Raw genomic sequence first — 21,501 nt, forward strand, 5'->3', positions numbered from 1 at the left:
ACTTGAAAAATCATCACAATAATTAAATGTTTTTAAGGTTGTAAATTTTCAAACTACTTGTGTATTTACTATAAAAATACACATTCATAACAACTTAAAAACACAATTAACTCAATGTGAATGTCTACCTATTATGTATAAAATTTCGATGATGTTTTTTCACTTTTGACAAACAAAGGTGTTTGCTAGTGTGCCCTGCACTTATCATTGACCACATCGCACACAAGGAAACACACAATGAAATTGAAACTAACATCAATGCTAGTAGCAATAATGGTTAGCCCTTCAGTATTCTCTGAAGTAAACATATACACGGACGAGCGCAATTCAATGAGTGTGGGTGGTTTTATAGACGTAAGAGTAATAAATACGCAAAACCAAACTGAAGTCGTGAACGGTACATCACGTATAAATTTTAAAATTGATCGAAAACTTAAGCAAGGCTGGAAAGCCTTAGGACTAGTTGAGTGGGGTGTAAACCCTGTAGGTAGTAGCGATATTATTTATAACAATCGCTTTGAATCAATCCAGGATGAATTTTTATATAACCGTTTAGGCTATGCCGGCCTCTCGCATGATAAATACGGGCAAATTACAATTGGTAAGCAATGGGGTGCATGGTACGACGTTGTTTATAGCACAAATAACAGCTTTGTATGGGATGGTAATGCAGCGGGTGTTTATACCTATAACAAGGACGATGGCGCAGTAAACGGTACGGGCCGAGGCGATAAACTTATTCAATATCGCAATAGCTACAATGACTTAAGTTTTACACTGCAAGCACAGCTCAAAAACAGCGAGTTTTATACCTGTGACGTTAGTGACATTACAGAACAAGAATGCGAAACACTTTGGAATGCAGGCGATACAGCTGCCCAACAAGTAGAATTTAACTACACCTTTGGTGCTTCGGTTACTTATCCCCCTACTGACATGTTAACGCTTACAGCCGGTGTAAACCGAGGCGAGTTTGATTTAACTTACGGTGATGGCACCACACAAAATGTTGAAGACCTAATATACGGTGCAGGCATTATGTGGGGTCGAGTAGATCAAAAAGGTCTTTATGTTTCAGCTAATATTAATAAAAACAAAAATCATGACACCGATAATCTTGGTCGCTTAATTAAAGATGCAATAGGTATAGAAACATTTGCATCGTACCGCTTTGACAACGATTTTCGCCCTTTTATTGCCTACAACGTATTTGATGCAGGCGATGATTACGTAATTCAGCCAAACTTTAATACCGATCCGAACGATGTATTTAAACGTCAATTTGCTGTTATTGGTGTTCATTATTTAATTGACGAAGACACAATTACGTATATAGAAGCACGTAAGGATTTTAGTGACTTTGAAAGCAATGATAAAGATCAGCAAGCACAAATGGAGCAGTCAGAAGATGACGGCATTGCATTTGGATTTAGATATCAATTGTAGAAAGTAATTACCCTTTCGCGCTCTAGTGACTTAGGGCGCTGTACCCTAACCTCACTCTTTCTTATTATTTCTCATATACAATCACCTGCTAAGATTAACTTTTACCATATATTGTATGATGTGTTCTTTACGGGGTTTACATAAACTTACTTAAAGCAAACCTGTATATATATTTTGTAGGCTGTTTACAACGTTTGGTTTAGCAACATATTAAGGCCTTTTATTTAAAAACTTTTGATATCCACCTAACGCATCTGCAACACTTAGTCTTGGATTATCGTTATGTTCCGCATTGGGATTAATAACAGATTCCCACTTTAAGTGCTCGTTAGGGCTGGCCTTTAATGCTTGCTCTAAATTACTATACGCCTCTAACATAAGCGGATGCTCTTCCTCACCTACCGATAAAAACAAATACGTTGGCTTTTTAAACATTTTATTCGACGCCTTTAAAAACGAGTCAACTTTGTTTACTACCGTCATATCGTCATACCAGGCGGCAGGACTAAACGCAAAATAGCCATTAAACAAATCCGGTTTAGTATGAAGCGTATAAAGCACAAAACTGCCACCAGCAGAAAAACCACTTAAAATACGGTTATTGTTTAATTTAAATCGATTAGTCAAATAAGGTAATAATTCTAACTCTATAAACTGTAAAAACTTATCTGCTTCTCCGTTGGGTTCTATATTGTTTGTTTCAGGCGCTTGGGTATTAACGTCTTGGCGAGCATAAGGAGGTACCAAATCACGATTTCGAGTAGCCGTAAAAAACAAGTTAGGGATTGATACCAATATAGCTTGCTCGGCCTGTGCTTTGTTTGAGAATGACGCTAATGTTTCATTCCACGTATCTAGGTTAAAGTTACCATCGGTTTTTATTATTAACGAATAAACTTTATTGGTATCGTAGTTAACGGGTAGCCTAATAAATACCTTACGCGATTCATTTAAAATTTTTGAATCAAGTGTAATGTCTGTATAAGCCGATACATAATGATTGTAGTAGCGGCCGCCTAAAATAAGTAAGCTTAACGTAATGACTGCTAATCCGAGGTTAATTAGATAGTTTTTATTAATTTTTAACGACATGTATCTCTCTTTTTACTAATTATTTTTAAGACTACAAACCCAAATATTTTCGTTATTAGTAAACCCTAGTCCCTCAAGCAACTTGCACGAAGCCGTATTAGCTTTGTTAACCTCTGCGTAAAGCATTATTAACTCGTAATGCATAACAAGTTTTGGGATTAAAGTTTGCAGCGTTTCTTTCATGTAGCCCTGTTGCCAAAATTCAGGATCTAATTCAAAACCTAAAAATGCGGTTCTTGCTTCTTTATTAATTTTATACAGACCACAACTACCAATTACTTTATTGAGGGTATTCTGTTTAATCGTAAAGCGTATAACTTCTCCCTCATAATAGCCGCTAATATCATTTTGTATTAATTGTTTAATATCACTTTTGCTAAGGGGTGTTGTGTAGTCATTAAACTGGCTAACAAGAGGATTATTTAAAATAGCATGCATACTGGCAGCATCTTTATGGGATATTAAGCGAAGCGTGACACGAGGTGTAGCCAAATTTTTATACATGTTGTAATACAAAATTAAATAGCACTTTATGAACGCGTATTATTAACTTACCATAACGTATTAACAAGCATTAAATTGAGAGCAGCCAAGCATGAGTGACGACTTTAAAGTGATACAACCAACAACTACAGTTTACTGCCCTAAACGTGGTGAAGGTTGGACCTTAACCGGAATCACTAACATTAACGAATTTACCTCTGTTATGTTTGATGGTACACGTTACACATTACCAGCACGTGAAATTATTGAAGAGCTACTCCCTAACCAGCTAGCTCGAGAGCAAAATAGCTAACGCTCCATCAATAAAAAAGGCTGCAGTTAAGCAGCCTTTTTTATAATTAACGCCAATTTAAAATGTATCGTCTTCATCGTAAACGTTTACGTTCAAATCATCATCATGTTCAAATACGACAAATGTAATTGGCTTACAGCATACTTGGCAGTCTTCTATATATTGTTCATCAATATCAGCTGCATCAAGTAATACTTCAATGCTTTCGCCGCAATACGGGCAGTTTATCGATTTTTCGGTTAACTGGTTCATTTAACACCTGCTAATTTATTCATCAATGTTTCCACTTTAATAAACACGCTTTAATAATACAACATAGTGTTATGTGGGTTACTTATTCAAAATGTGGCTTTAACTACAAAGTATTACGTACGTTACTTTGCATCCTGTATACACTAGGGCCTGTTTATCTTTCGAGGTTAAATTTGCAGCAGTGTGTTTGGGATTTAGGCAAGGCAGAGCCTATGTAGTGTGGTTACTCCCCATAAATAGGCGATAACGCAGTATAAATACCAAACACGCGCTGCCAGAAGGTTCGTCCTAGGGGCGATTAACTCTTTGTTGCTCGGTTTTTACTTAGCCCTCTAGGTTACAAACCTCGCGCCACGATTAAATCGTCCCTAGTTAGAACAAATTTTAATCCTGAAAGGTCAACAGGCCCTAAGCAATGAAATAGTAATAACAGTTAGCAGGTCTAGCTATAAAGAATATGTATTTAAACTCATACTAGAGGTAGATTATTATATGAAAAAATCACTTACGCTTGCATTAACATCTGCCGCAATTTTGTTTAGCACTTTTACTCATGCTGCAAAAACCGAAAAAGCGGTTTTAGCCGGTGGGTGTTTTTGGTGTATGGAAAGCGACTTTGAAAAGCTTGAAGGTGTAAAAGATGTAATATCAGGCTTCACAGGCGGTAAGCTTAAAAACCCAACCTACAGTGGTAACCACAAAGGCCATTACGAGGCAGTACAAATTACTTACGACCCGCAAGTAGTCAGCTACAAAGGCATACTTGATCACTATTGGGTGAATATTGATCCCTTTGATGCCAAAGGCCAATTTTGTGATAAAGGCCCTAGCTATTTAAGCGCGATTTTTGTAGCTAACGAGCAAGAACGTAAAATAGCTGAACAAACAAAACAGGCCGTTGTGAATGAGTTCCCTAATCAAACAGTAGTAACACCTATACTAAACGCCTCCACCTTTTACCCCATTAAAGGAAAAGAAAGCTACCATCAGGATTATTATAAAAATAATCCTATTCGCTACAACACATATCGTTGGCGATGTGGTCGCGACAGCCGTCTTGAAGATATATGGGGCGACAGAGTCACCCATTAATAGCTGCTGTTAAATCAGGCTGCATTTTGTGTAGCCTTTTAAACTTAAGCCACTCTATTATTAATTTTTTATATATACTGTTTACTTTAAAGTGCTATTTATTAATTTTATCCACACCAATAAAATAGAGTCCTAAATTGTTAAACCTGTATTCAATAACTGGAGTGACACAATATGAAAACTAATCAATTACAACTAGCCAGAGCACTTGATTTACCAACACGTCAAGCTATGTTAAACCGTGAGCATTCAGTTCAACAGTTTTGGTCAAACAATAACGAATTAATAACAAATGCTTGGAGTGAATGGGAACTAAGCGAACTTAATCAATCAGCTTTTACACTCGATGATTCTTTGCTTGATAAAAACTTACACGAAGCGATTACTAAAGCTTGGCAAGATCCTACTAAAGAACATTTGGTAAAATCGCTTCTTAAAGAAGTAGCACCAGATGTGTACGAGTTTCAATTTTTTAACCCAGAGCGTCTATCTGATTTACGCGGTTACCTTGAACAAGTGTGGAGCTCTGGTATCCCTATGCGCCCACCATACGGAATTGTATTAAACAGGCGTGGTGTAATGCTTGATAAGCGTTCAAGTGGTTATTTAGCAGCGCCAAATTTTCAGGCATTTTATAACGAAGTCTTAAACAATTATATGAGACCCATTTCGCGCTTATTGTTTCCTGAGATTATGGGTTATGACACGCAAACATTTGGGTTTTCTATTTACTACGATCCCAACACAGATGCGTCTATTCGCCCACATACCGATGCGTCAGCGGTCACGTTAAATATTAATTTAAATTTACCTGAAGAAAAATTTACAGGATCAGAACTCGACTTTTATGACCAACAAACAGGTAAAGTCACTCAGCTCAGTTTTAAACCGGGTTGTGCAATGATACACAGAGGCAATGTTGCTCATGCTGCTAAACCTATCCTAACAGGTGATAGAACAAATTTTGTAATGTGGTTATTTGGTGACCGAGGCCGCTTACCAGCCCATGGTGCACAACGTAATCATATAGATGCAAAAGAGCGTTGGACAACGCCACAATCAATACCTGACGGTTATGTACCCTTTTAGTATTTAATACTATTGAAAGAGAGATTAACTGTATAAAGGGCTGCTATCAAAAGCAGCCTTTTCATTGTATGACTTACTTAAATTTAAAATTTATATGATGCAGAAAACTTAACGTTTCTTGGTGTACCAGGTTGTACCCACGCATCGGCAAACGAGTTTGTGTAATACGTTTCATCAAACAGGTTATTTACCTCAGCCGCAATGCCAATTTCGTTTGTCACATCGTAATTTACAAAAACACGCGCTGTTGTGTAACTTGGTAGTTCAAAATCGGTACCAAAAAAGCCGTTACGCTTGCCCACATGTAATAAACCACCACCAAACTTAATGGCTTTACCGTATAGAACTGTTGATTGTACTAATTGTAAGCTAAGTTGTTGCTCTGGCACGTTTAATAGTGACGCGCCCGCTTCTACTGTGTAACCAAAGTTGGTATCAAAAAATGAGTTTTCGATTGTTGCATCAACGTACGCATACGACGCCCAAACTTCAAGCGTATCGGTAAGCTCACCCGTTAGGTCTATTTCTATCCCTTTACTTTGTGCTTCACCAATGGCTGCGTAAGTAAACGCTGTTGCATCGTCTACTACTAGCATGTTGTCTTGCTCTACTTTAAACACAGCAACAGTACCAAATAGTGCGCCATCGTTTAATGTAAATTTAACACCCAGCTCAGCAGATGCAGATTGGTTTGGCTCAAAACCATCGCCATTGGCATCGGCCCGCGAAAGCGGACGGAAGTTTTCACCGTAAGCACCATAAACAGATACATAATCGCTTGCTTGATAAACCACACCAAACTGCGGGATCACGCGTGACTGCGTTTGTTTAGTTTTGGTGTTAGTTAAGCGGTTATTGAAGCGCTGCTCGTAATCATCAAAACGTGCACCAATACGTATATCTAACTTATCGGTTAGGCTTATTTGATCTTGAATGAATAACCCTACCGATTCTTGAATTTCTACGCGGTCAGTATTTGATGTTGGCGTTGGTAATTCGTAGGCGCCGTAAACAGGGTTAAATACATTAATGTATTGATCGCCACGTACACGCAGTGCAAATTGATCATTTTCAAATTTGTCGGTATCTATTCCGATTATTAAACGATTTTCAAAGCCTCCTACGTTAACGTTACCGCTCACTTCAGCTCTCAGTACTTGATAAGTAGAATCGTAATCACGATAGCGTCTAAAGCGGTTTACTTCGTCATTAACTACACCACCAAAGCCGGTTTCGGTTGCAAAGCCTTCTAAAGAAGTATCGCGGTAGTTGGCACCAAATAAAATGCTCCAGCTATCATCAAAGTCATGAATATATTCTAACTGGTGCCCCAGTACATCGGCTTCAATTGGGCCATCGCCCGGCTCACCTAAAAAGCGGCTTTCAGGTATAAGGCCAAGTTCGCCATCTATGGCTAATACACCTCTATCAAACGGTACTTCTTGGTCGCTATATTCAAGCTCGTATATTAGTTGGCTGTTATTATTAATATTCCACACGATTGACGGGCTAAAGCCTTGCTTAGTGGTTTCGATGGTATCTCTAAAGCTTTCTGCGTCTTCGTAAAAACCAACCAATCTAATCGCTACGTCGTCGTTAAGCGCTGTAGTGTAATCAATATCGGCGCGGTAAGTATCAAAACTCCCTATAGAGACCTTAATTTCACCTTGTGTATCAAACGTTGGACGTTTAGTAACTAAGTTTACGGTGCCACCTGGTTCACCACGGCCAAATAAAGCCGCTCGCGGACCTTTTAAAACCTCTACCGACTCAATACCCGACAAATCACGTGAGCCTCCAAAGCCACGTCCTGCATTAAAGCCATTTACTAAGTAGTTACTTGGCAGGTTTTCGTCACCTACAAAGCCACGTAACGAAAAGCTATTCCACAGCCCACCAAAGTTGTTTTGTCGCGCAACCGAGGCTGATAAATCAAGCGCTTGATCAAGGCTTACTGCGCCTGCGTTTTCAAGGGCTTCTAAATCAATTTTAAGCTCTGACTGCGGTGTTTCTAAAGGGCTAAAGTTACCTTGATATGCCTGGCGAGATGCAACAACGGTTACTTTTTCAATTGCGTCATCCTTTACGCTTTTATTTTGCTGGTTTTGCTCAGCGGCCATAACGTGGCTGCTAAATAAGCTTACTAAGCAAGTACTTAAATAGGTGAGCTTGAGCCCTTTTGTATTGGTTTTCATTGTGAACCTTGTGAGTAATGTAAGTATTTTATAGTTATGTAGTATTTTTAATCGCGCTAAACAGGTACGTTTAGCGCTGTATTTTTAGTTGCCGCTTTGTGTGGTGTTTTCAAAGCGTGGCATGTTTTCAAGGGCTGCTTTAGTTGGGTCGCCTTGGTAAAATAACCACGGGTAGTAAAACTCTCGTAATTGTTGATGATAATCTCTAATTTGCTGCTCATAAGCATACGCGGCAATTGAATCGGTATTGGCAGCACGGGTTAAGCTGCGCTGCAATAACAGCGGTGGCGAAACCCAAGATACAAAACCGGCTAACTGGTATTTTTTAGCGGCTGCGTCGCGATAGGCCTTTGAAAGCTCTGCCGCTTTTAAATCGCCCATTTGTTGAAATGCGTAATACCACTTCCATTCAAATTCGCTTTTCATATCAATATATGGTGCAAGCGCTGGGTACTCTTTAATGAAAGGCTGCATAGTGGCAGATTTTGGTAAATCCCACGCATCATTTACGGCCTCGCGTTGAGTAAGCATAATGTCGCCACCTTTAGGCGAATGCACTGACTTGTTTATAGCAAGGTCGCCTAAAATAGGAATAATAAAAGCAAACAACACCCACAAACCAATTAAGCTAGAGGCAACACGTGGCGCACTGGTTGCATTTTTACCCCACCACACGCTTAGTGCAGTCCAAAATGCAAGGTAGGCAATACACAACAGCGATACATACGCCACTTCAAACCCGCTTGCCCCAGCTATAAATGCACCCACAAAAAATGGCAGCATTAAACACACTGTTATTGCTACAAACCTTACGGTTATACGAGCGCCCCACAAAGCAAAGTAAGACTTAGCTGTAGTGACTAATAAATCGTGCCTACCGCTGGTACGCTCGCTGGCAAATAAATCATGAAACAGCAAAATAATAACCAGTGGCGCTAGCGCACTAATTACGAACACAAAATCTATTTTACCGGCCTGAGCCAGCTCAGCATTTTGTGCATCGCTTTCGTAAATTTGCCCCTCAAGTGCTAATAAATTAATGCGGTGTTTCCATGGGAATATATCGCGCTCACCTAAGGCAGCAAATGCCAATTTAGATGGCTGCGAGTACGTTAAATGAAAGCTGTAATACGCTAACATGCCTGCATCGCTTTGCTTTTTCTGTACTTTAGCGCGGTCGCTTTGATCTGCTGCTTTTAAACGCTCTATTGTTTGCTGCTGTGCGCTTACTTCACTTAAACCGCTGTAAATAGCAAAACCCGATAAAATAAAGCTACACAGTAGTAATACCACTACGTATTTTTGGCGCAGTAAAAAGCCCCATTCACGCATAAGTTGTGTAATTAAATAGCTCATAACAAACGTTTTCCTACAAATTTAATACCGCCGACAAGTACTACAATCCACAGTAATAACTGTAAAAAAGCAGGTACACTTCTTTGTGCGCGAACATCTGCACTGTCTACATTAAAATTAAAGTCTTGAAGTATTTGCCAGTTTTGAGCGCTTACACGTGCTTTTTTAGTGGCTGCAGCATTGGCGTTTCGGTTCATGTCAACTTTGTAATCAAGCTCTTCAATATGAACTTTGTTAAGCCCTTGCACAAAATCAAAACGAAGTTGCTCAGTTTCGCGTAAAAAGCGATGATGCGTTTCTATACTTGTACCCACCACAATCATAGAAAGCGAGCGAATAGCCACCATAGGGGATACCCAACCAAAATAACGCGATACCTGCGTTTGCTTAAGTTCGGCTTGCATACGTTGCTCAGCAAATTGGTTTAGTACGTTGGCTTGTTTAGCCTCTGATTCACTGGCTACTAAACCTCTAAAGTTTACTGGCAGCTCATCAATGCTATTTACGTTGTACTTTTTAAGGAGTGATTGTTTAAATTGCTTAAATGCAGGGTCGTTAGTGTTATGGCCATCGCCTAGTTTTCTAAGCTCGGCTTTAACAGCAAAATCGGTTTCTATTTTACCGGCAGATGGCACAGCCGTTGAGGCCGTAGTACTTGCTACTCGCGGCATAACAATACACAGTAAAATCCATACAAACGCAAGCGCCGTAAAACTACCACTGTTTTTACTAAACACGCTCGATGCGAGTAAAATCAGTAATACCCACACAGTTAAATATAAAGCGTAACCGACAACAAAACTGGCAACGGCTAATAAGCTTTCACCCGCAGATACCGTAAACAAAGCCGATACAGCCAGTGGCGCAATAATTAAGCCCACAACCGAAAGCAGTGCTAAACCTTTACCGGCAATAAGCGTAATACCCGACGTGCCTTGCGCTAATAAGTACGACAGCGTTTGCGATTCACGCTCACGACTAATAGAGCTGTAGCCAATTAATATAAGCAGTAACGGCGCTAGTGTTTGCACTATAAAAGCTGGCGTTAAGCTTCCTAATTTAGTAAGCGCTGTACCTTGGCGTTGATCGGCAAACATTGCACTATTTTGCCTATGCCCTTCTAAAAATATTGAGTTACCTGTGTATGCGTCAATACCTGGGTCGAGGGTGCTCAGTGGTGAAGGCGTTCTAAAGGCATAGTGCCCATAGTGCACCATTCTGTGTGGGTGACGATCGGGCTGCTGAATAAAACTTTGCTCGGCATTTGATTGAAGTTCATGGCGATCATGGCTTAGTTCAAGCATAGTAATTGCGGTCACCACAACCGATGAAAGCGTAAGCAGTAAGCCAATGGCTAAAACGGTCATTGCTAGTTTTGAGCGAAGCCAATAGCGCCATTCATCTTTGGCAACTATAACCACCTTTGAAAAGTTATTTATACTCATTACGCGCCTCTTTGCGCAAAGGCTGCATGCACTTGTTCGGTATCAATGCGGCCGTTTTCTGGCGCGTCAAATTCGCCCACCAGCTCGCCCGCTCTTAGTAACCCTATACGGTTAGCTACTTGGCAGGCTCCGTATACATCATGCGTAACCATTAAAATAGTGGCACCCGTTAATGCAAGCTCACGCACCAAATGGTTAAACTCATCTATGGCAACAGGGTCAAGGCCCGATGTAGGTTCATCAAGGAAAAATATCGGGGCTTCACGTAAAATAGCCAAAGCAATTGCGGTTTTTTGCCTCATGCCTTTAGAATACGTTTGCATAGGACGCTCCCATGCAGCCTGTTGCAGCGCTACACGGTTAAACGCGGCATTAATCTGCTCATCTGTTTTATTAATATCAGCAAGTGACAAAAAGTATTTTACGTTTTCGCGTGCTGTTAAATGCGGGTATAACGTTGCAGACTCAGGTAAGTACGCCGTTTTAGTGCGAACAAAGTCAAGTGCTTTGCTCACCTCTTTACCCGCTACTTTTACCGAGCCTTTTGTTGGTTTATTAAAACCCAGTAACGTTTTTAACGTGGTTGATTTACCCGCACCGTTACCGCCAAGTAGTGCATAAATTTCGCCTGAGCCCACAGTAAAATTTAAGTTTTTTAAAATGGCGTTATTTTTAATACTAAAACTTAGCGAGTCCACTTCAATAATGGCTTCACCTTTATTTTTATGAGTACTATTTAATAAAGAATTGCTGGTATTTTCAGCTCGTTGAGGTTCTACTTGTGATGTTTGATTAATTGCAGTAGGTGTTGTCACATTCACACTCTATTAAAGAAAAATTCAATGTGGAGGATGTTATACTATAACAACAATTAATTGCAACAATATAACATTGTATTTTTAATCAATATTTCAAGCAGCTGAACGTGTAAAATAATATGACACTAAAAGCGTGATCACAGACCATCAACCCTAGCATTCTGGCGAGTTGGTAATTTAAGATATTGTGCTATCTTTTTATTATGTTTAATTAAATAAACACAGGATAACATGCGGATCATAGGCTTCATTATCACCGTATTAATGGCAATATCTGCAACTGATAGAAGCTATGCAAATGACATTGATGTTCAATTTAGCGGATTTGCATCTTTTGCCCTTAGTTACACTGACGACTCAGATATTGGCTTTGCATCTAATTATTCAAATGTAAACAAGTCTGGTTTTTCAGCTACGCGTGATTCAATTTTAGGTGGCCAGGCAAATATATCTTTGTCAAATAACTGGGATTCTGTAGTTCAAGTAGTAATACAAGATCATGCCTTCAAAAGCTTTGATAATTTTTTAGAGCTTGCTTTTGTACGTTACCGCCCATCACGTAACTGGGCCATCCGCGCAGGTAGGTTAAACAGCGACCTTTACTTACTGTCTGAGTACCCTTACGTTGGATACGCTTACTTGTGGGTGCGCCCGCCTCATTCGTATTACTCGTTTGCAAACATTGCAGGTAATTTTGATGGAATAGACGTTGAATACAGTAAAGCCATTAACGATGGCTTCTTACGCTTAAAACTCGCTTATGGTGGCTCTACAGCAAAAATACAGGCCTATAATGACGATTTTTTTATTGATTTTGATAATTTAACAACCCTTAGTGCAACATACTCTTTAGATGCATGGACAATGCGTTTTTCATTATCAAGGTCCAGTTTTGGCGATTACAAACTAACCGCATTGGATGAGTTTATATCTTCACTAGACTCTGTGCCGCAAAGTATATGGCCACAAGCGCAAACAATATCGAACAAATTTAATACCAAGGGAAATAGTATAAAGTACGCTGCATTTGGGCTTACTTACGATTATGATAATTGGCTTATTCAATCTGAAATGGGTATTTCAGAGTCAGATTGGATAATTGCACCATCAGTACTCAACAGTTACATTAGCGCAGGTTACCGAGTAAACAATGCAATATTTTACACTAGCTTTTCTGCAGCAAAAAACCGCCACAATGTAATTAAAGTAATTGACCCTGTTTTTTCACCCGGTACACCCGAACAAATATCAAAACCAATACAACAACTGGCTCTAGCTACTCAAGCTTCAATTAAGATTCCCTATGTACATCAGCATTCGATAAACGTAGGTGTAAAATGGCAACTATCAGAGCGGTTAGCTCTAAAAGCTCAACTAGATCGCTTTGATATAAAACCAGTTGGTGCGGGATTATGGAGCTTAAGTAATCCTGCAGATGTCGATAAAGGTCACAAAGTACATGTACTCAGCTTAAATGCTAGCATGGTTTTTTAGTTATGATAATCGCTCGTAATCTTGGCTTTAATTTAATACTTTCCATGTTTCTGCTAGTTGTTAGCATGTATGCCGAGTCTACTGAATTTGTTGTAGTGGTGAACAAAAATAATACTATTAATGCCTTATCGAAACGAGAAGTAATAGATATTTATATGGGCCGATATTCAACTTTCCCTGATGGTGAAATATCAAAGCCACTCGATCTGCCCGCGAAATCAGCATTCAAAAACGATTTTTACTTAAAATTGGTCAATAAAGATGAGCAGCAAATAAATGCGTATTGGGCCAGGTTATTATTTTCGGGCAGAGGAAAGCCCCCCACATCATCAGCCTCTTTAGAAGATGCATTAAAAACAATTGCATCATCGCAATATGCAATTGGCTATATCCCCTTGTCGCACGTTACAGATACAGTAAAAGTGGTATACACGTTTGATTAAAATTATTAGCCAAAAACTCTACTTACGAGTCGCTTTATCTATTGCTTTAGTTGCTATTGTTGTATCAATAGTGTCGGCAATGCTGTCGTATTACTCAGACCTTAAAGAAAAGAAAAACACCAACTATCTACTGGTCCAGCAGTTAGCTCATACAGTTGAAAAAGCAGCGACTATAGCTGCTTATTTAAACGATCAGGAATTAAGCCAAGAAATAATTAACGGCTTGCTAAGTAACGATATTGTGCAAGGCGCAAGCATAGAGGGTAAATCAAACACAAAAGGAGAAATTGAGTTATTTATTGCAAATGGAACTATTAATAAACAAAAAGAAGCAGTATTAGTTAAGCTTGTTCACCCTTTTCTAGATGACACTTTTATAGGCGTTTTATCAATATACCCCGACGATAAATTTATACAGCAACAAGCACAAGCCGCACTAAAAAAAGAATTCATATTAATGCTAATACAATCTATCGTCATTGCTTTTTTTGTGTCGCTTGTTGTACAAAGGTGGCTTACGAAACCTATTCAAAACCTTACTGATAGCTTTGCTAAAATTAATCCATCTAAACCTGAAACCCTTAAAATGTTAAGCTTTAAACAGGGTAAACGAGATGAAATAAGTCGATTAACACAAAATATAAATGCTTTAATGCACGAGCTGCATTTAACTATTAGCAATGAACAAACCCTACGAAAAAAAACACAAGAACTGGAAGCAAAATTTAGACTTATATTTGAACAAGCCAGTGCTGGCATTTGTTTACTGGATGATAAAAATACTATCACTACCTTTAACCCTGCGTTTAAACATTACTTTACCCTACCCGGTGAAGAAAAGTTATCAACCTTGCACTTCCCTGAATTATTAAATAACGTTGAAAAATTACAAAGTCTACTGTTAGATATTCGCAGTGATATAAATCCACCTCAAACAACATTAGATGTTGAGTGTAAAATAGGCTACAAAACGGTTTGGTTTCATTGCTTATTTGTAAGGTTAACAGACCAAAGACAAAACAACCGAAGTCCCCAGCAAGAACAATTAGTAGAAGTGATTTTACATGACGTGACCGAACGAGCAGAACGTGAATTTCAAACCCAATTTGAAGCCGATCACGATCCACTCACTGACCTATTTAATCGCCGTGCCGGCGAAAAGCGCCTAAAAAAAGCACTGCGTGAATGCGCTAAACACGGCCAACATCTTGTGCTTATGATGATTGATTTAGACAAATTTAAACCCATTAATGATACCTATGGTCACGAAGCCGGTGATAAAGTATTAATAGAGATAGCAAACCGCTTTAAAAAGCGATTTAATAACAATACTGACATATGTATCCGCCTAGGCGGTGACGAATTCATCATTGCGCAGCAAATTAATACTTACGATAAAACAGCAACACAGAACCAAGCCATAGCTCTGATCGATGAGCTACAGCAGGACATTAGTATTTCTCAAACTAAAAAATGCGCAGTAGGAGCAAGCATAGGTATTGCAGTGGCCCCTAATGATGGCAATGAACTACTTGAATTAATGTTCAACGCAGATCAAATGCTCTACCAGGTAAAAGAAACAGGCCGCGGAAATGTTGCCTTTTATGACGAGTTAAAAAAATAAGATCCTCTTAAGTATATTGAACAATTAAGTTTTCAATTGCTAAAATGCAAACCTATTTTCCTATCAAGATATACAATGGCAAACTTCAATACTCATCTAAATACCGCTGTTATCATCACCGGCTTAAGCTCAGCCACATTATTATCTGCAGATCACATTGATTTAAACGGCGCACTTTGGTTGTGGTTTTTAGGCTCCATTGGCGGCTTATTACCAGACATAGACTCTGATAACTCCACATCACTCGATACTATTTTTAACTTATTTGCGCTAAGTACTGTATTAATAGTAATGCATTACATTACCACAGAGCTAACTATTCAAATTAGTTTTGTCGAGTTAATTGTAGTGCCTTTGTTAGTATATGGATTTATGAAATATATTGTCAGGCCCATTTTTGAATGGATCACAGTACATAGAGGCAGTTGCCACTCTTTATTATTTATACTGCTTTGCGCGTTGTTAACAACACAAGTAACATGGCAATTGAATGACCAATCAACCCTTTATTCGGCAACTTTTGCCTGGTTAACAGGTGGGTTTATTTTACTCGGCGGCTTCATTCATTTATTGCTCGATGAAATTTACAGCGTAGATTTAAGTAATGTGGAAATAAAACGGTCATTTGGATCGGCTCTAAAAGTGGCTGAATTTGATAATAAATTAATTACATTGGCTTCGATTATAGCTATTACATGTTTAATCTATGTGGCCCCTCCTACAGCGCAAACTATATCGGCCTTGAGTGACTGGTCTCATTTTAGGTTTTTATCTAGTTAGTTTAGTAATAGCGCAGTTTGCAATGTTACTAACTTTAACTAGTTATAACATTGCTAAATTAGTTGCCACTATTTGATACAAAATATTTTTATAATTTTAAACGAAATAATTAAATAGTTTCACCTGTCTTATACCTGCAAGTTCGAAAGCTTTTGCATCATTTAAAGCGTCAAATATAAATTATAAGAGGTTCTTAATGGAATTTACGAATAAACGCACCACCCTAATTGCAGCATCTTTATTGTTGGCGTTAGCGATAACACAGGCTATTTTTACAGCGCTTTACAGTGGCGGAATTAGCTTTTCAAGGCAGTACGCATGGGGTCTAGAAGCGGTGCTGTTCACAGTACTTGTTGCATTTGCAGGTGCAGCTATGCTGCAAGCAAAAAATTCTCAACTAGGCTGGTCGGCAATCACATTTAGCGCTGTTCTTAACATAATACAAGTAAGTATTGGCCTAACTTTATTTTCAACATTTGGAAAAGTAGCGGGCGCAGTAGAAGGCGCACAACCATTAATTGGTGGTGTAGTGTCTTTATCATTCATGATTTACTATGCAGCTAAATTATTATTAGGCTTAGCAGCCCTTGTATTTGGCCTATCTTTTATTGCTAAAGGTGGCAAAGCCATTGGTAGCCTTACAGCCCTTACAGGCGGTGTTGCAATGCTTGCCAATGCTTTATTAATTATTTTTGGCCGTGATGGATTTTTACCATCAGGCGTTGCTGGTGCTTCAGGTATGATTGCAACATTACTTTTATCAATATGCTTAATAAGCCTTTACCGCAAAGCAGACTAAGGCCTAATATCTTACAAGCAAGGTATATATTTTATAGGTTATAAACATCGGCTAATATTTTATATGGGCCGATGTTTTACATTTAACCCATTCGCCCAACGTATTCCAAATTGTTTATCTCTAAACCTATTTATCTAATTGACTAAAAAAATATAACTGCCTTCATGTTTATTTAAATCGCCTGTAAAAGAGTCCTTGAATCTATTAAATAAAATATGCACGTAAACAAAGCTATATTTCTGTAGGCTTTAAATTGGTAGCACTATTTATTATTTATAACTTTGCTTTTTTACCCACCTCATTAGTATGCTAAAGTGCTAATACAAGCTAAATTTAATTATTTAGCATACCCTACTTCGCTAATAGATTAATAATAAAGAGAAAAAATGACAAAATCTAATACCGGTGTTGTTGTATTAAGTGCCGTAAGAACAGCAATTGGCAGTTTTGGCGGCACCCTTAAAAACTTTACCCCTGCAGAGCTTGGTACACTTTGCGCAAAAGAAGCCATTAAAAGAGCACATATTCCCTTAAACCAAATAGGTTCATCCGTAATTGGTAAGGTAATACATAATGGCCCAAAAGATGCCTACCTATCTCGTGTTATCGGTTTAAATGCCGGGCTACCTATCAGCAGCCATGCAGTTACACTTAATCGCTTATGTGGCTCGGGCCTAGAAGCAATAATACAAGCAGCGCAACAAATTCAATTGGGTGATGTGGACGCAGCCCTTGCTGGTGGTTCAGAAAGTATGAGCACATCGGCTTATACACTTCAAAGTAACCGCTGGGGACAAAAAATGGGCAACAGCGTAATGTTAGACGAGCTTACAACAACATTACAAGATCCGTGGGATAACAATCCTATGGGGATCACCGCAGAAAATGTCGCAGAAAAATATAAAATCAGCCGCGAAGAACAAGATAATTACGCAGCACAAAGTCACAATAAAGCAGCTAAAGCAATTGAAAAAGGTCTTTTTAATTCGCAAATAGTGCCAATCGAAATTAAAACGCGTAAAGGGAGCCTAATATTTGATACAGATGAACATGTTCGTGCAGACACATCAACTGACAAACTTGCCACACTTAAGCCCTACTTTAAAGAAAATGGCACAGTAACAGCTGCTTCATCTTCAGGTATAAACGATGGCGCAGCTATGCTTGTACTTATGTCTGAACAAAAAGCCCACGAACAAGGGCTTCAACCTATTGGACGACTTATTGGCTATTCTCGTGCTGGTGTTGAACCCTCATTAATGGGAACTGGACCTATTCCCGCTGTACAGCAAGTATTTGAAAAAACGGGCTTAACAATCGACGACATTGATATAATTGAGTCTAATGAGGCCTTTGCAGCGCAAGCCTTATGCGTAGCGAACGAGTTAAACTTTCCTACACATAAGGTGAACCCGAATGGCGGCGCCATAGCGCTAGGTCACCCAGTTGGTGCAACAGGCGCTATTTTATCAACAAAATGCTTATACGAACTAAAACGCATTGACGGTAAATATGGGCTAGTTACTATGTGTATTGGCGGCGGGCAAGGCATAGCAGCCATTTTTGAAGCGCTTTAATTTTAGGCCTCATTAGGTTTAATTATAAAAGTTTTTTCACAAAGAGAGTTTAGAAGCGCTTTGCTTATAGAGGAGGTAAAAACGTGTAAGGCTATATATTTACGCGAGCTTCCTCTTGAGTCTTTGTTTGTGAAAATTTATTATTTAAAAACTCTTCAAACAGAAAAATAAGAGTTACCTCATTTTATAGTTTAACTATTATCGTTGGGCAAAACTCGATTTATAAAACGTGTTTACACGTTAACTTTCTTACCCCCAAAAAAGCACCACCAAATGATATTAAAAATAAAATCGGTAAAAACAGTAATGTATTGTTGTTACCAATGTTTATAGCTGGGCTGCCAATAACCGCCAGCGTATTGATTAACAATAATACCAAACTTGATTGAAGGTAGCCTTTGTACCCTATAGCCCCTGCAAACAACAACATAAAAAATGAACCTAAAATCGCAGGCGTAAATGGTGCAACGGCGAGTAACATGCAAACGAATGAAAATATAACAGCACATCCAATTATTATTTTAAACATAATAACCTCAATGATAAGTGGCGTTTAATCCAAGTAATTAAAAGAGGATTAAACCAAATTAATTTTGCCGGGTCTGCTTAACATCCGCAATTTCTAATGTTAACGAACTCATTTTGTAAAAAAGCGTATTTTGGCTTCTTTTATTGTGGTTAAAAATATAGAAAGTGCACAAATTCCACCAGCCATAAACACAATTTGAAAGCTAGATAACGAAGAAAAGCTATATTTAGGCGAATACACATACTCCCCTAATAACTGTGCAAAAGTCGCTACACCTAACATTATTAATAATGGGCACACAACTAGCGTAAACCAAAACCAAATACGTTTAATGTCTTTCATATAAATTTCCTTTGTATTCCTTTAAATTTAACTTAAAAATTAATTAGCATGTAGGCTGCCTGTATTTTAAAAGGCTACTCGTTTCTGAGCTCGAACAAAGTCTCTAACGTATTAATATACAAATCAATTTCTTTTTTATGTGCATCACTATGTGAACCATTAATTACTTTGACTAATTCAATGTTGTTGAAACGCTCAGAGAGTACATGTATATCTTTATAGGGTGTTAATGCATCGTGCTCTCCTTGAAATATAACAACAGGTGCATATGTTAATAAATCCATGGATTCTGAAAGCTTAGGGTCGTACTCCATAATATTTGCTAATGGTAATAGTGAACCAAGCCATAAATAAGGATTATTTTTAAAGTGATTACCAATCACTGATGACAAAGAGACAGCGACTGAATCAAGTAAAAAACCTTTAGGCTTATTATATTCTGCAAGTTTTACAGCAACCATAGCCCCTAGCGAGCGAGCAATAAATACAGACTCTGATATTTTGCAGCTTGTACGATCGTTTATATACTCTAGGGCTGTTTTACCTGTTGTCAGCACAGTTTTGTAACTAGATTTACCTTCGGCCCCGTCATAACCTGGAAATGAAATGGCAAATATTGAAATATTGCGGGCTAATGCATGTTTAAATATTTCTTTTTCATATCGACTAATATTGCCAGACCTTCCAGGAAAAAATATCGCACAATATTTTGCTAATTCAGGCTTATAATGGCGAATGATTAATTCATTATTTCCATGTTTTATTGAGTATCTTTGTGTTTCACTTGTTTGCGAATGCTCTATATTTTTAAAAATAAAGTCAGATAAATAAAATCTAAGAGAAATTAAAATAACCGTAAAATATACAATAAGCAGCAATAACGATAGCTTTAAAAAAATCTTAATATGAGTTCCTTACTGAGCTTCTATGAGCCCCCTAAACATTTACATGTACTCTGTTTTTAACAACCCAAAGCATTTAAGATCGTGAAATTGGTTTTTCCAATAGCCACTTTGGCGCCTTATACCCTCTTCTTTAAAACCTACTTTTAATAATACCGCCTCAGACGCGGCATTACCTAAAACAGTATCGGCTTGTACTCGGTGTATGCTACACGGTAATTTACCTTCAAAAGCTGCTTTTACAATACAATTTACTGCTTCTGTTACATACCCTTTCCCCCAATAATCGGGCTGTAAATCATAACAAATAACAGCACTTTGCATTTTGGCGTTCCATGAGTTAAACCCACAAGTACCAATCAGTTTATTAGATTTTTTTAACCTAATAGCCCAGCGTATTCCTAAGTTTTCACTAAAACGAGCATTAAATAACGTGATTAAATTGCTCGCTTGGGTTAAATCAGTCATAGCTTCTAAATCGTAATATTTTATAACCGACTGGTTTGAAAAAAGCTCAAACAGGGCCATAGAATCTGCTACTGTTACTTGGTCAAGCACAATGCGTGGAGTGTTTAATATTGGAAAGTCCATTTCATTCCTACTCAATGCTTATAATTGTGCGTTTGTTAATACAAACCTAAATTTAAATTCGTAATATGCCAAAATACACACAAACACAGCTTCTAATATAATAAACACAACGCCAATTAAACTTGCTGTTTGTACATAATATAAAGCAATAAAAATGCATATACATACCCATACCGCGTTAGCTATTGCCAATACAGTGATTGAGTAAACAGGCTTAGTGACTAAAAAAGCAAGGGTTAAAGCGTAAATTCCATAGATAACATTGGCACTGGCAAGTAAAATTACAATATTTACTGGTAGGTTATACAAAACCGAAACCTGCTCTAATAAAGCAAACAACAATACACCCACGCTAAAACCAGCCGCGCCATCTAGATGTAATATGTTTATAGCTAAACCCTCTATTTAGTAATTAACAACGAGTAATCAAGCATAAGCTAAAGCACATACTATTATATCTAGCAATAAACTTTATATAATCATTAAGCCTTTAACTTATACGGTAAGTTTAGGTTTCACATTTATTAAAAAAACAACCTCAATGCAAATCCAAATGCGCATAGCAATGCACCTGAAAACATAATACATTGCTGTACTTTGGGAATACCTATAGATGGTGTTTCTTTTGATTTAAAAATATCAGTAAAAGGTAAGAAAAATATTTTCGGTATTAACGCTAAACTAAGTAGCAATAAGAATGCCCCAATACTCATTAATAAATCTTGTGCATTAAATTCGATAATCCAAAAATCGTAAATGCCGCTAATTAATAATAAAAAAGCAAAACTAATACATAGCGTAAACGCTACTTTTTCTCTCGTAGATAAATTACTCATAAA

The 21,501-nt window shown here is 38.0% G+C and carries 23 protein-coding genes; 10 read left to right on the plus strand and 13 right to left on the minus strand.

The genetic code is table 11. From position 1 onward, the window contains the following. Positions 1–237 precede the first annotated feature (237 nt). Positions 238–1,446, plus strand: a complete 1,209-nt coding sequence (locus PS1M3_RS08170) for a porin (RefSeq protein ID WP_203987185.1) — start codon at positions 238–240, stop codon at positions 1,444–1,446. Between the two features lie 210 nt (positions 1,447–1,656). Here PS1M3_RS08170 and PS1M3_RS08175 read toward each other — a convergent pair whose 3' ends face one another. Then, positions 1,657–2,538, minus strand: a complete 882-nt coding sequence (locus PS1M3_RS08175) for an alpha/beta hydrolase (RefSeq protein ID WP_203987186.1) — start codon at positions 2,536–2,538, stop codon at positions 1,657–1,659. A 15-nt stretch (positions 2,539–2,553) separates the two neighbouring features. Next, complete coding sequence (locus PS1M3_RS08180) at positions 2,554–3,042, minus strand: GNAT family N-acetyltransferase (protein ID WP_203987188.1); 489 nt, start codon at positions 3,040–3,042, stop codon at positions 2,554–2,556. Positions 3,043–3,133: 91 nt separating this feature from the next. On the opposite strand from PS1M3_RS08180, the gene PS1M3_RS08185 reads away from it, so the two are divergent. Further along, positions 3,134–3,334: a hypothetical protein gene (locus tag PS1M3_RS08185; protein ID WP_006792973.1), complete on the plus strand. Its 201-nt coding sequence runs from the start codon at positions 3,134–3,136 to the stop codon at positions 3,332–3,334. A gap of 57 nt (positions 3,335–3,391) precedes the next feature. On the opposite strand, the gene PS1M3_RS08190 is transcribed toward PS1M3_RS08185, so the two are convergent. Continuing rightward, on the minus strand, positions 3,392–3,586 hold the full coding sequence (locus PS1M3_RS08190; protein WP_006792974.1) for a CPXCG motif-containing cysteine-rich protein: 195 nt from the start codon (positions 3,584–3,586) through the stop codon (positions 3,392–3,394). 492 nt (positions 3,587–4,078) lie between these two features. Between PS1M3_RS08190 and msrA the strand changes: the two genes are divergently transcribed. Together msrA and PS1M3_RS20045 are read left to right on the plus strand one after the other, a co-directional pair. Then, positions 4,079–4,678, plus strand: a complete 600-nt coding sequence (msrA, locus tag PS1M3_RS08195; protein WP_039037031.1) for a peptide-methionine (S)-S-oxide reductase MsrA — start codon at positions 4,079–4,081, stop codon at positions 4,676–4,678. Positions 4,679–4,852: 174 nt separating this feature from the next. Then, a complete protein-coding gene (locus PS1M3_RS20045) occupies positions 4,853–5,767 on the plus strand; it encodes a 2OG-Fe(II) oxygenase (RefSeq protein WP_239104494.1) in 915 nt (304 codons plus the stop codon). Between the two features lie 83 nt (positions 5,768–5,850). On the opposite strand, the gene PS1M3_RS08205 is transcribed toward PS1M3_RS20045, so the two are convergent. From PS1M3_RS08205 to PS1M3_RS08220, 4 genes are all read right to left on the minus strand, one after another. Beyond that, positions 5,851–7,962 carry a TonB-dependent siderophore receptor gene (locus PS1M3_RS08205; protein WP_203987192.1) on the minus strand — a complete coding sequence of 704 codons (2,112 nt, stop codon included), beginning with the start codon at positions 7,960–7,962 and terminating at the stop codon, positions 5,851–5,853. Positions 7,963–8,046: 84 nt separating this feature from the next. Further along, entirely contained in the window at positions 8,047–9,318 is a 1,272-nt protein-coding gene (locus PS1M3_RS08210) for a DUF3526 domain-containing protein (RefSeq protein ID WP_203987194.1), read from the minus strand. Further along, a complete protein-coding gene (locus PS1M3_RS08215) occupies positions 9,315–10,763 on the minus strand; it encodes a DUF3526 domain-containing protein (RefSeq protein ID WP_203987196.1) in 1,449 nt (482 codons plus the stop codon). The genes PS1M3_RS08210 and PS1M3_RS08215 overlap by 4 nt, the downstream gene beginning before the upstream one ends. Continuing rightward, the gene (locus PS1M3_RS08220; protein ID WP_203987200.1) at positions 10,763–11,578 is read right to left on the minus strand and encodes an ABC transporter ATP-binding protein; all 816 of its coding nucleotides are present in this window, start codon (positions 11,576–11,578) and stop codon (positions 10,763–10,765) included. Before PS1M3_RS08220 ends, PS1M3_RS08215 begins: the two co-directional genes overlap by 1 nt. Before the next feature lie 234 nt (positions 11,579–11,812). Here PS1M3_RS08220 and PS1M3_RS08225 point away from each other — a divergent pair, with 234 nt between their 5' ends. The 6 genes from PS1M3_RS08225 (at position 11,813) to bktB (ending at position 18,298) form a co-directional block, all read left to right on the plus strand. After that, positions 11,813–13,075: a porin gene (locus PS1M3_RS08225; protein WP_239104495.1), complete on the plus strand. Its 1,263-nt coding sequence runs from the start codon at positions 11,813–11,815 to the stop codon at positions 13,073–13,075. Between the two features lie 2 nt (positions 13,076–13,077). Further along, entirely contained in the window at positions 13,078–13,518 is a 441-nt protein-coding gene (locus tag PS1M3_RS08230; protein WP_239104496.1) for a hypothetical protein, read from the plus strand. Next, complete coding sequence (locus PS1M3_RS08235) at positions 13,511–15,142, plus strand: sensor domain-containing diguanylate cyclase (RefSeq protein WP_203987209.1); 1,632 nt, start codon at positions 13,511–13,513, stop codon at positions 15,140–15,142. The genes PS1M3_RS08230 and PS1M3_RS08235 overlap by 8 nt, the downstream gene beginning before the upstream one ends. A 75-nt stretch (positions 15,143–15,217) precedes the next feature. Next, positions 15,218–15,922 carry a metal-dependent hydrolase gene (locus PS1M3_RS08240; RefSeq protein ID WP_203987212.1) on the plus strand — a complete coding sequence of 235 codons (705 nt, stop codon included), beginning with the start codon at positions 15,218–15,220 and terminating at the stop codon, positions 15,920–15,922. 196 nt (positions 15,923–16,118) lie between these two features. Further along, on the plus strand, positions 16,119–16,721 hold the full coding sequence (locus tag PS1M3_RS08245; RefSeq protein WP_203987215.1) for a thiamine biosynthesis protein ThiC: 603 nt from the start codon (positions 16,119–16,121) through the stop codon (positions 16,719–16,721). Between the two features lie 386 nt (positions 16,722–17,107). Continuing rightward, positions 17,108–18,298, plus strand: a complete 1,191-nt coding sequence (bktB, locus tag PS1M3_RS08250; protein ID WP_203987217.1) for a beta-ketothiolase BktB — start codon at positions 17,108–17,110, stop codon at positions 18,296–18,298. Between the two features lie 220 nt (positions 18,299–18,518). Here the strand turns inward: bktB and PS1M3_RS08255 are convergent, their stop codons facing one another. The 6 genes from PS1M3_RS08255 to PS1M3_RS08280 form a co-directional block, all read right to left on the minus strand. Continuing rightward, positions 18,519–18,827 (minus strand): DUF6419 family natural product biosynthesis protein, encoded by a 309-nt coding sequence (locus PS1M3_RS08255; protein WP_010556478.1) that lies wholly within the window; start codon positions 18,825–18,827, stop codon positions 18,519–18,521. A gap of 108 nt (positions 18,828–18,935) precedes the next feature. Next, positions 18,936–19,169, minus strand: coding sequence for a hypothetical protein (locus PS1M3_RS08260; RefSeq protein WP_203987219.1), 234 nt, complete (start codon positions 19,167–19,169; stop codon positions 18,936–18,938). A gap of 74 nt (positions 19,170–19,243) precedes the next feature. Beyond that, the gene (locus PS1M3_RS08265) at positions 19,244–20,047 is read right to left on the minus strand and encodes an alpha/beta hydrolase (protein ID WP_203987221.1); all 804 of its coding nucleotides are present in this window, start codon (positions 20,045–20,047) and stop codon (positions 19,244–19,246) included. Between the two features lie 66 nt (positions 20,048–20,113). Continuing rightward, positions 20,114–20,662, minus strand: coding sequence for a GNAT family N-acetyltransferase (locus PS1M3_RS08270; protein WP_203987223.1), 549 nt, complete (start codon positions 20,660–20,662; stop codon positions 20,114–20,116). 18 nt (positions 20,663–20,680) lie between these two features. Continuing rightward, a complete protein-coding gene (locus PS1M3_RS08275; RefSeq protein WP_239104442.1) occupies positions 20,681–21,001 on the minus strand; it encodes a hypothetical protein in 321 nt (106 codons plus the stop codon). A 185-nt stretch (positions 21,002–21,186) separates the two neighbouring features. Then, on the minus strand, positions 21,187–21,498 hold the full coding sequence (locus tag PS1M3_RS08280; protein WP_203983499.1) for a hypothetical protein: 312 nt from the start codon (positions 21,496–21,498) through the stop codon (positions 21,187–21,189). Positions 21,499–21,501 lie beyond the last annotated feature (3 nt).

It is taken from the genome of Pseudoalteromonas sp. PS1M3, assembly GCF_016865405.1.
Classification (GTDB): Bacteria; Pseudomonadota; Gammaproteobacteria; order Enterobacterales; family Alteromonadaceae; genus Pseudoalteromonas; species Pseudoalteromonas marina.

Excerpts from the sequence above, each read along its gene's own strand:
- PS1M3_RS08170 (WP_203987185.1), top strand. The coding sequence starts at position 238 with ATGAAATTGAAACTAACATCAATGCTAGTAGCAATAATGGTTAGCCCT.
- PS1M3_RS08175 (WP_203987186.1), bottom strand. The coding sequence starts at position 2,538 with ATGTCGTTAAAAATTAATAAAAACTATCTAATTAACCTCGGATTAGCA.
- PS1M3_RS08180 (WP_203987188.1), bottom strand. The coding sequence starts at position 3,042 with ATGTATAAAAATTTGGCTACACCTCGTGTCACGCTTCGCTTAATATCC.
- PS1M3_RS08185 (WP_006792973.1), top strand. The coding sequence starts at position 3,134 with ATGAGTGACGACTTTAAAGTGATACAACCAACAACTACAGTTTACTGC.
- PS1M3_RS08190 (WP_006792974.1), bottom strand. The coding sequence starts at position 3,586 with ATGAACCAGTTAACCGAAAAATCGATAAACTGCCCGTATTGCGGCGAA.
- msrA (WP_039037031.1), top strand. The coding sequence starts at position 4,079 with ATGAAAAAATCACTTACGCTTGCATTAACATCTGCCGCAATTTTGTTT.
- PS1M3_RS20045 (WP_239104494.1), top strand. The coding sequence starts at position 4,853 with ATGAAAACTAATCAATTACAACTAGCCAGAGCACTTGATTTACCAACA.
- PS1M3_RS08205 (WP_203987192.1), bottom strand. The coding sequence starts at position 7,962 with ATGAAAACCAATACAAAAGGGCTCAAGCTCACCTATTTAAGTACTTGC.
- PS1M3_RS08210 (WP_203987194.1), bottom strand. The coding sequence starts at position 9,318 with ATGAGCTATTTAATTACACAACTTATGCGTGAATGGGGCTTTTTACTG.
- PS1M3_RS08215 (WP_203987196.1), bottom strand. The coding sequence starts at position 10,763 with ATGAGTATAAATAACTTTTCAAAGGTGGTTATAGTTGCCAAAGATGAA.
- PS1M3_RS08225 (WP_239104495.1), top strand. The coding sequence starts at position 11,813 with ATGCGGATCATAGGCTTCATTATCACCGTATTAATGGCAATATCTGCA.
- PS1M3_RS08230 (WP_239104496.1), top strand. The coding sequence starts at position 13,078 with ATGATAATCGCTCGTAATCTTGGCTTTAATTTAATACTTTCCATGTTT.
- PS1M3_RS08240 (WP_203987212.1), top strand. The coding sequence starts at position 15,218 with ATGGCAAACTTCAATACTCATCTAAATACCGCTGTTATCATCACCGGC.
- PS1M3_RS08245 (WP_203987215.1), top strand. The coding sequence starts at position 16,119 with ATGGAATTTACGAATAAACGCACCACCCTAATTGCAGCATCTTTATTG.
- bktB (WP_203987217.1), top strand. The coding sequence starts at position 17,108 with ATGACAAAATCTAATACCGGTGTTGTTGTATTAAGTGCCGTAAGAACA.
- PS1M3_RS08255 (WP_010556478.1), bottom strand. The coding sequence starts at position 18,827 with ATGTTTAAAATAATAATTGGATGTGCTGTTATATTTTCATTCGTTTGC.
- PS1M3_RS08260 (WP_203987219.1), bottom strand. The coding sequence starts at position 19,169 with ATGAAAGACATTAAACGTATTTGGTTTTGGTTTACGCTAGTTGTGTGC.
- PS1M3_RS08270 (WP_203987223.1), bottom strand. The coding sequence starts at position 20,662 with ATGGACTTTCCAATATTAAACACTCCACGCATTGTGCTTGACCAAGTA.
- PS1M3_RS08280 (WP_203983499.1), bottom strand. The coding sequence starts at position 21,498 with ATGAGTAATTTATCTACGAGAGAAAAAGTAGCGTTTACGCTATGTATT.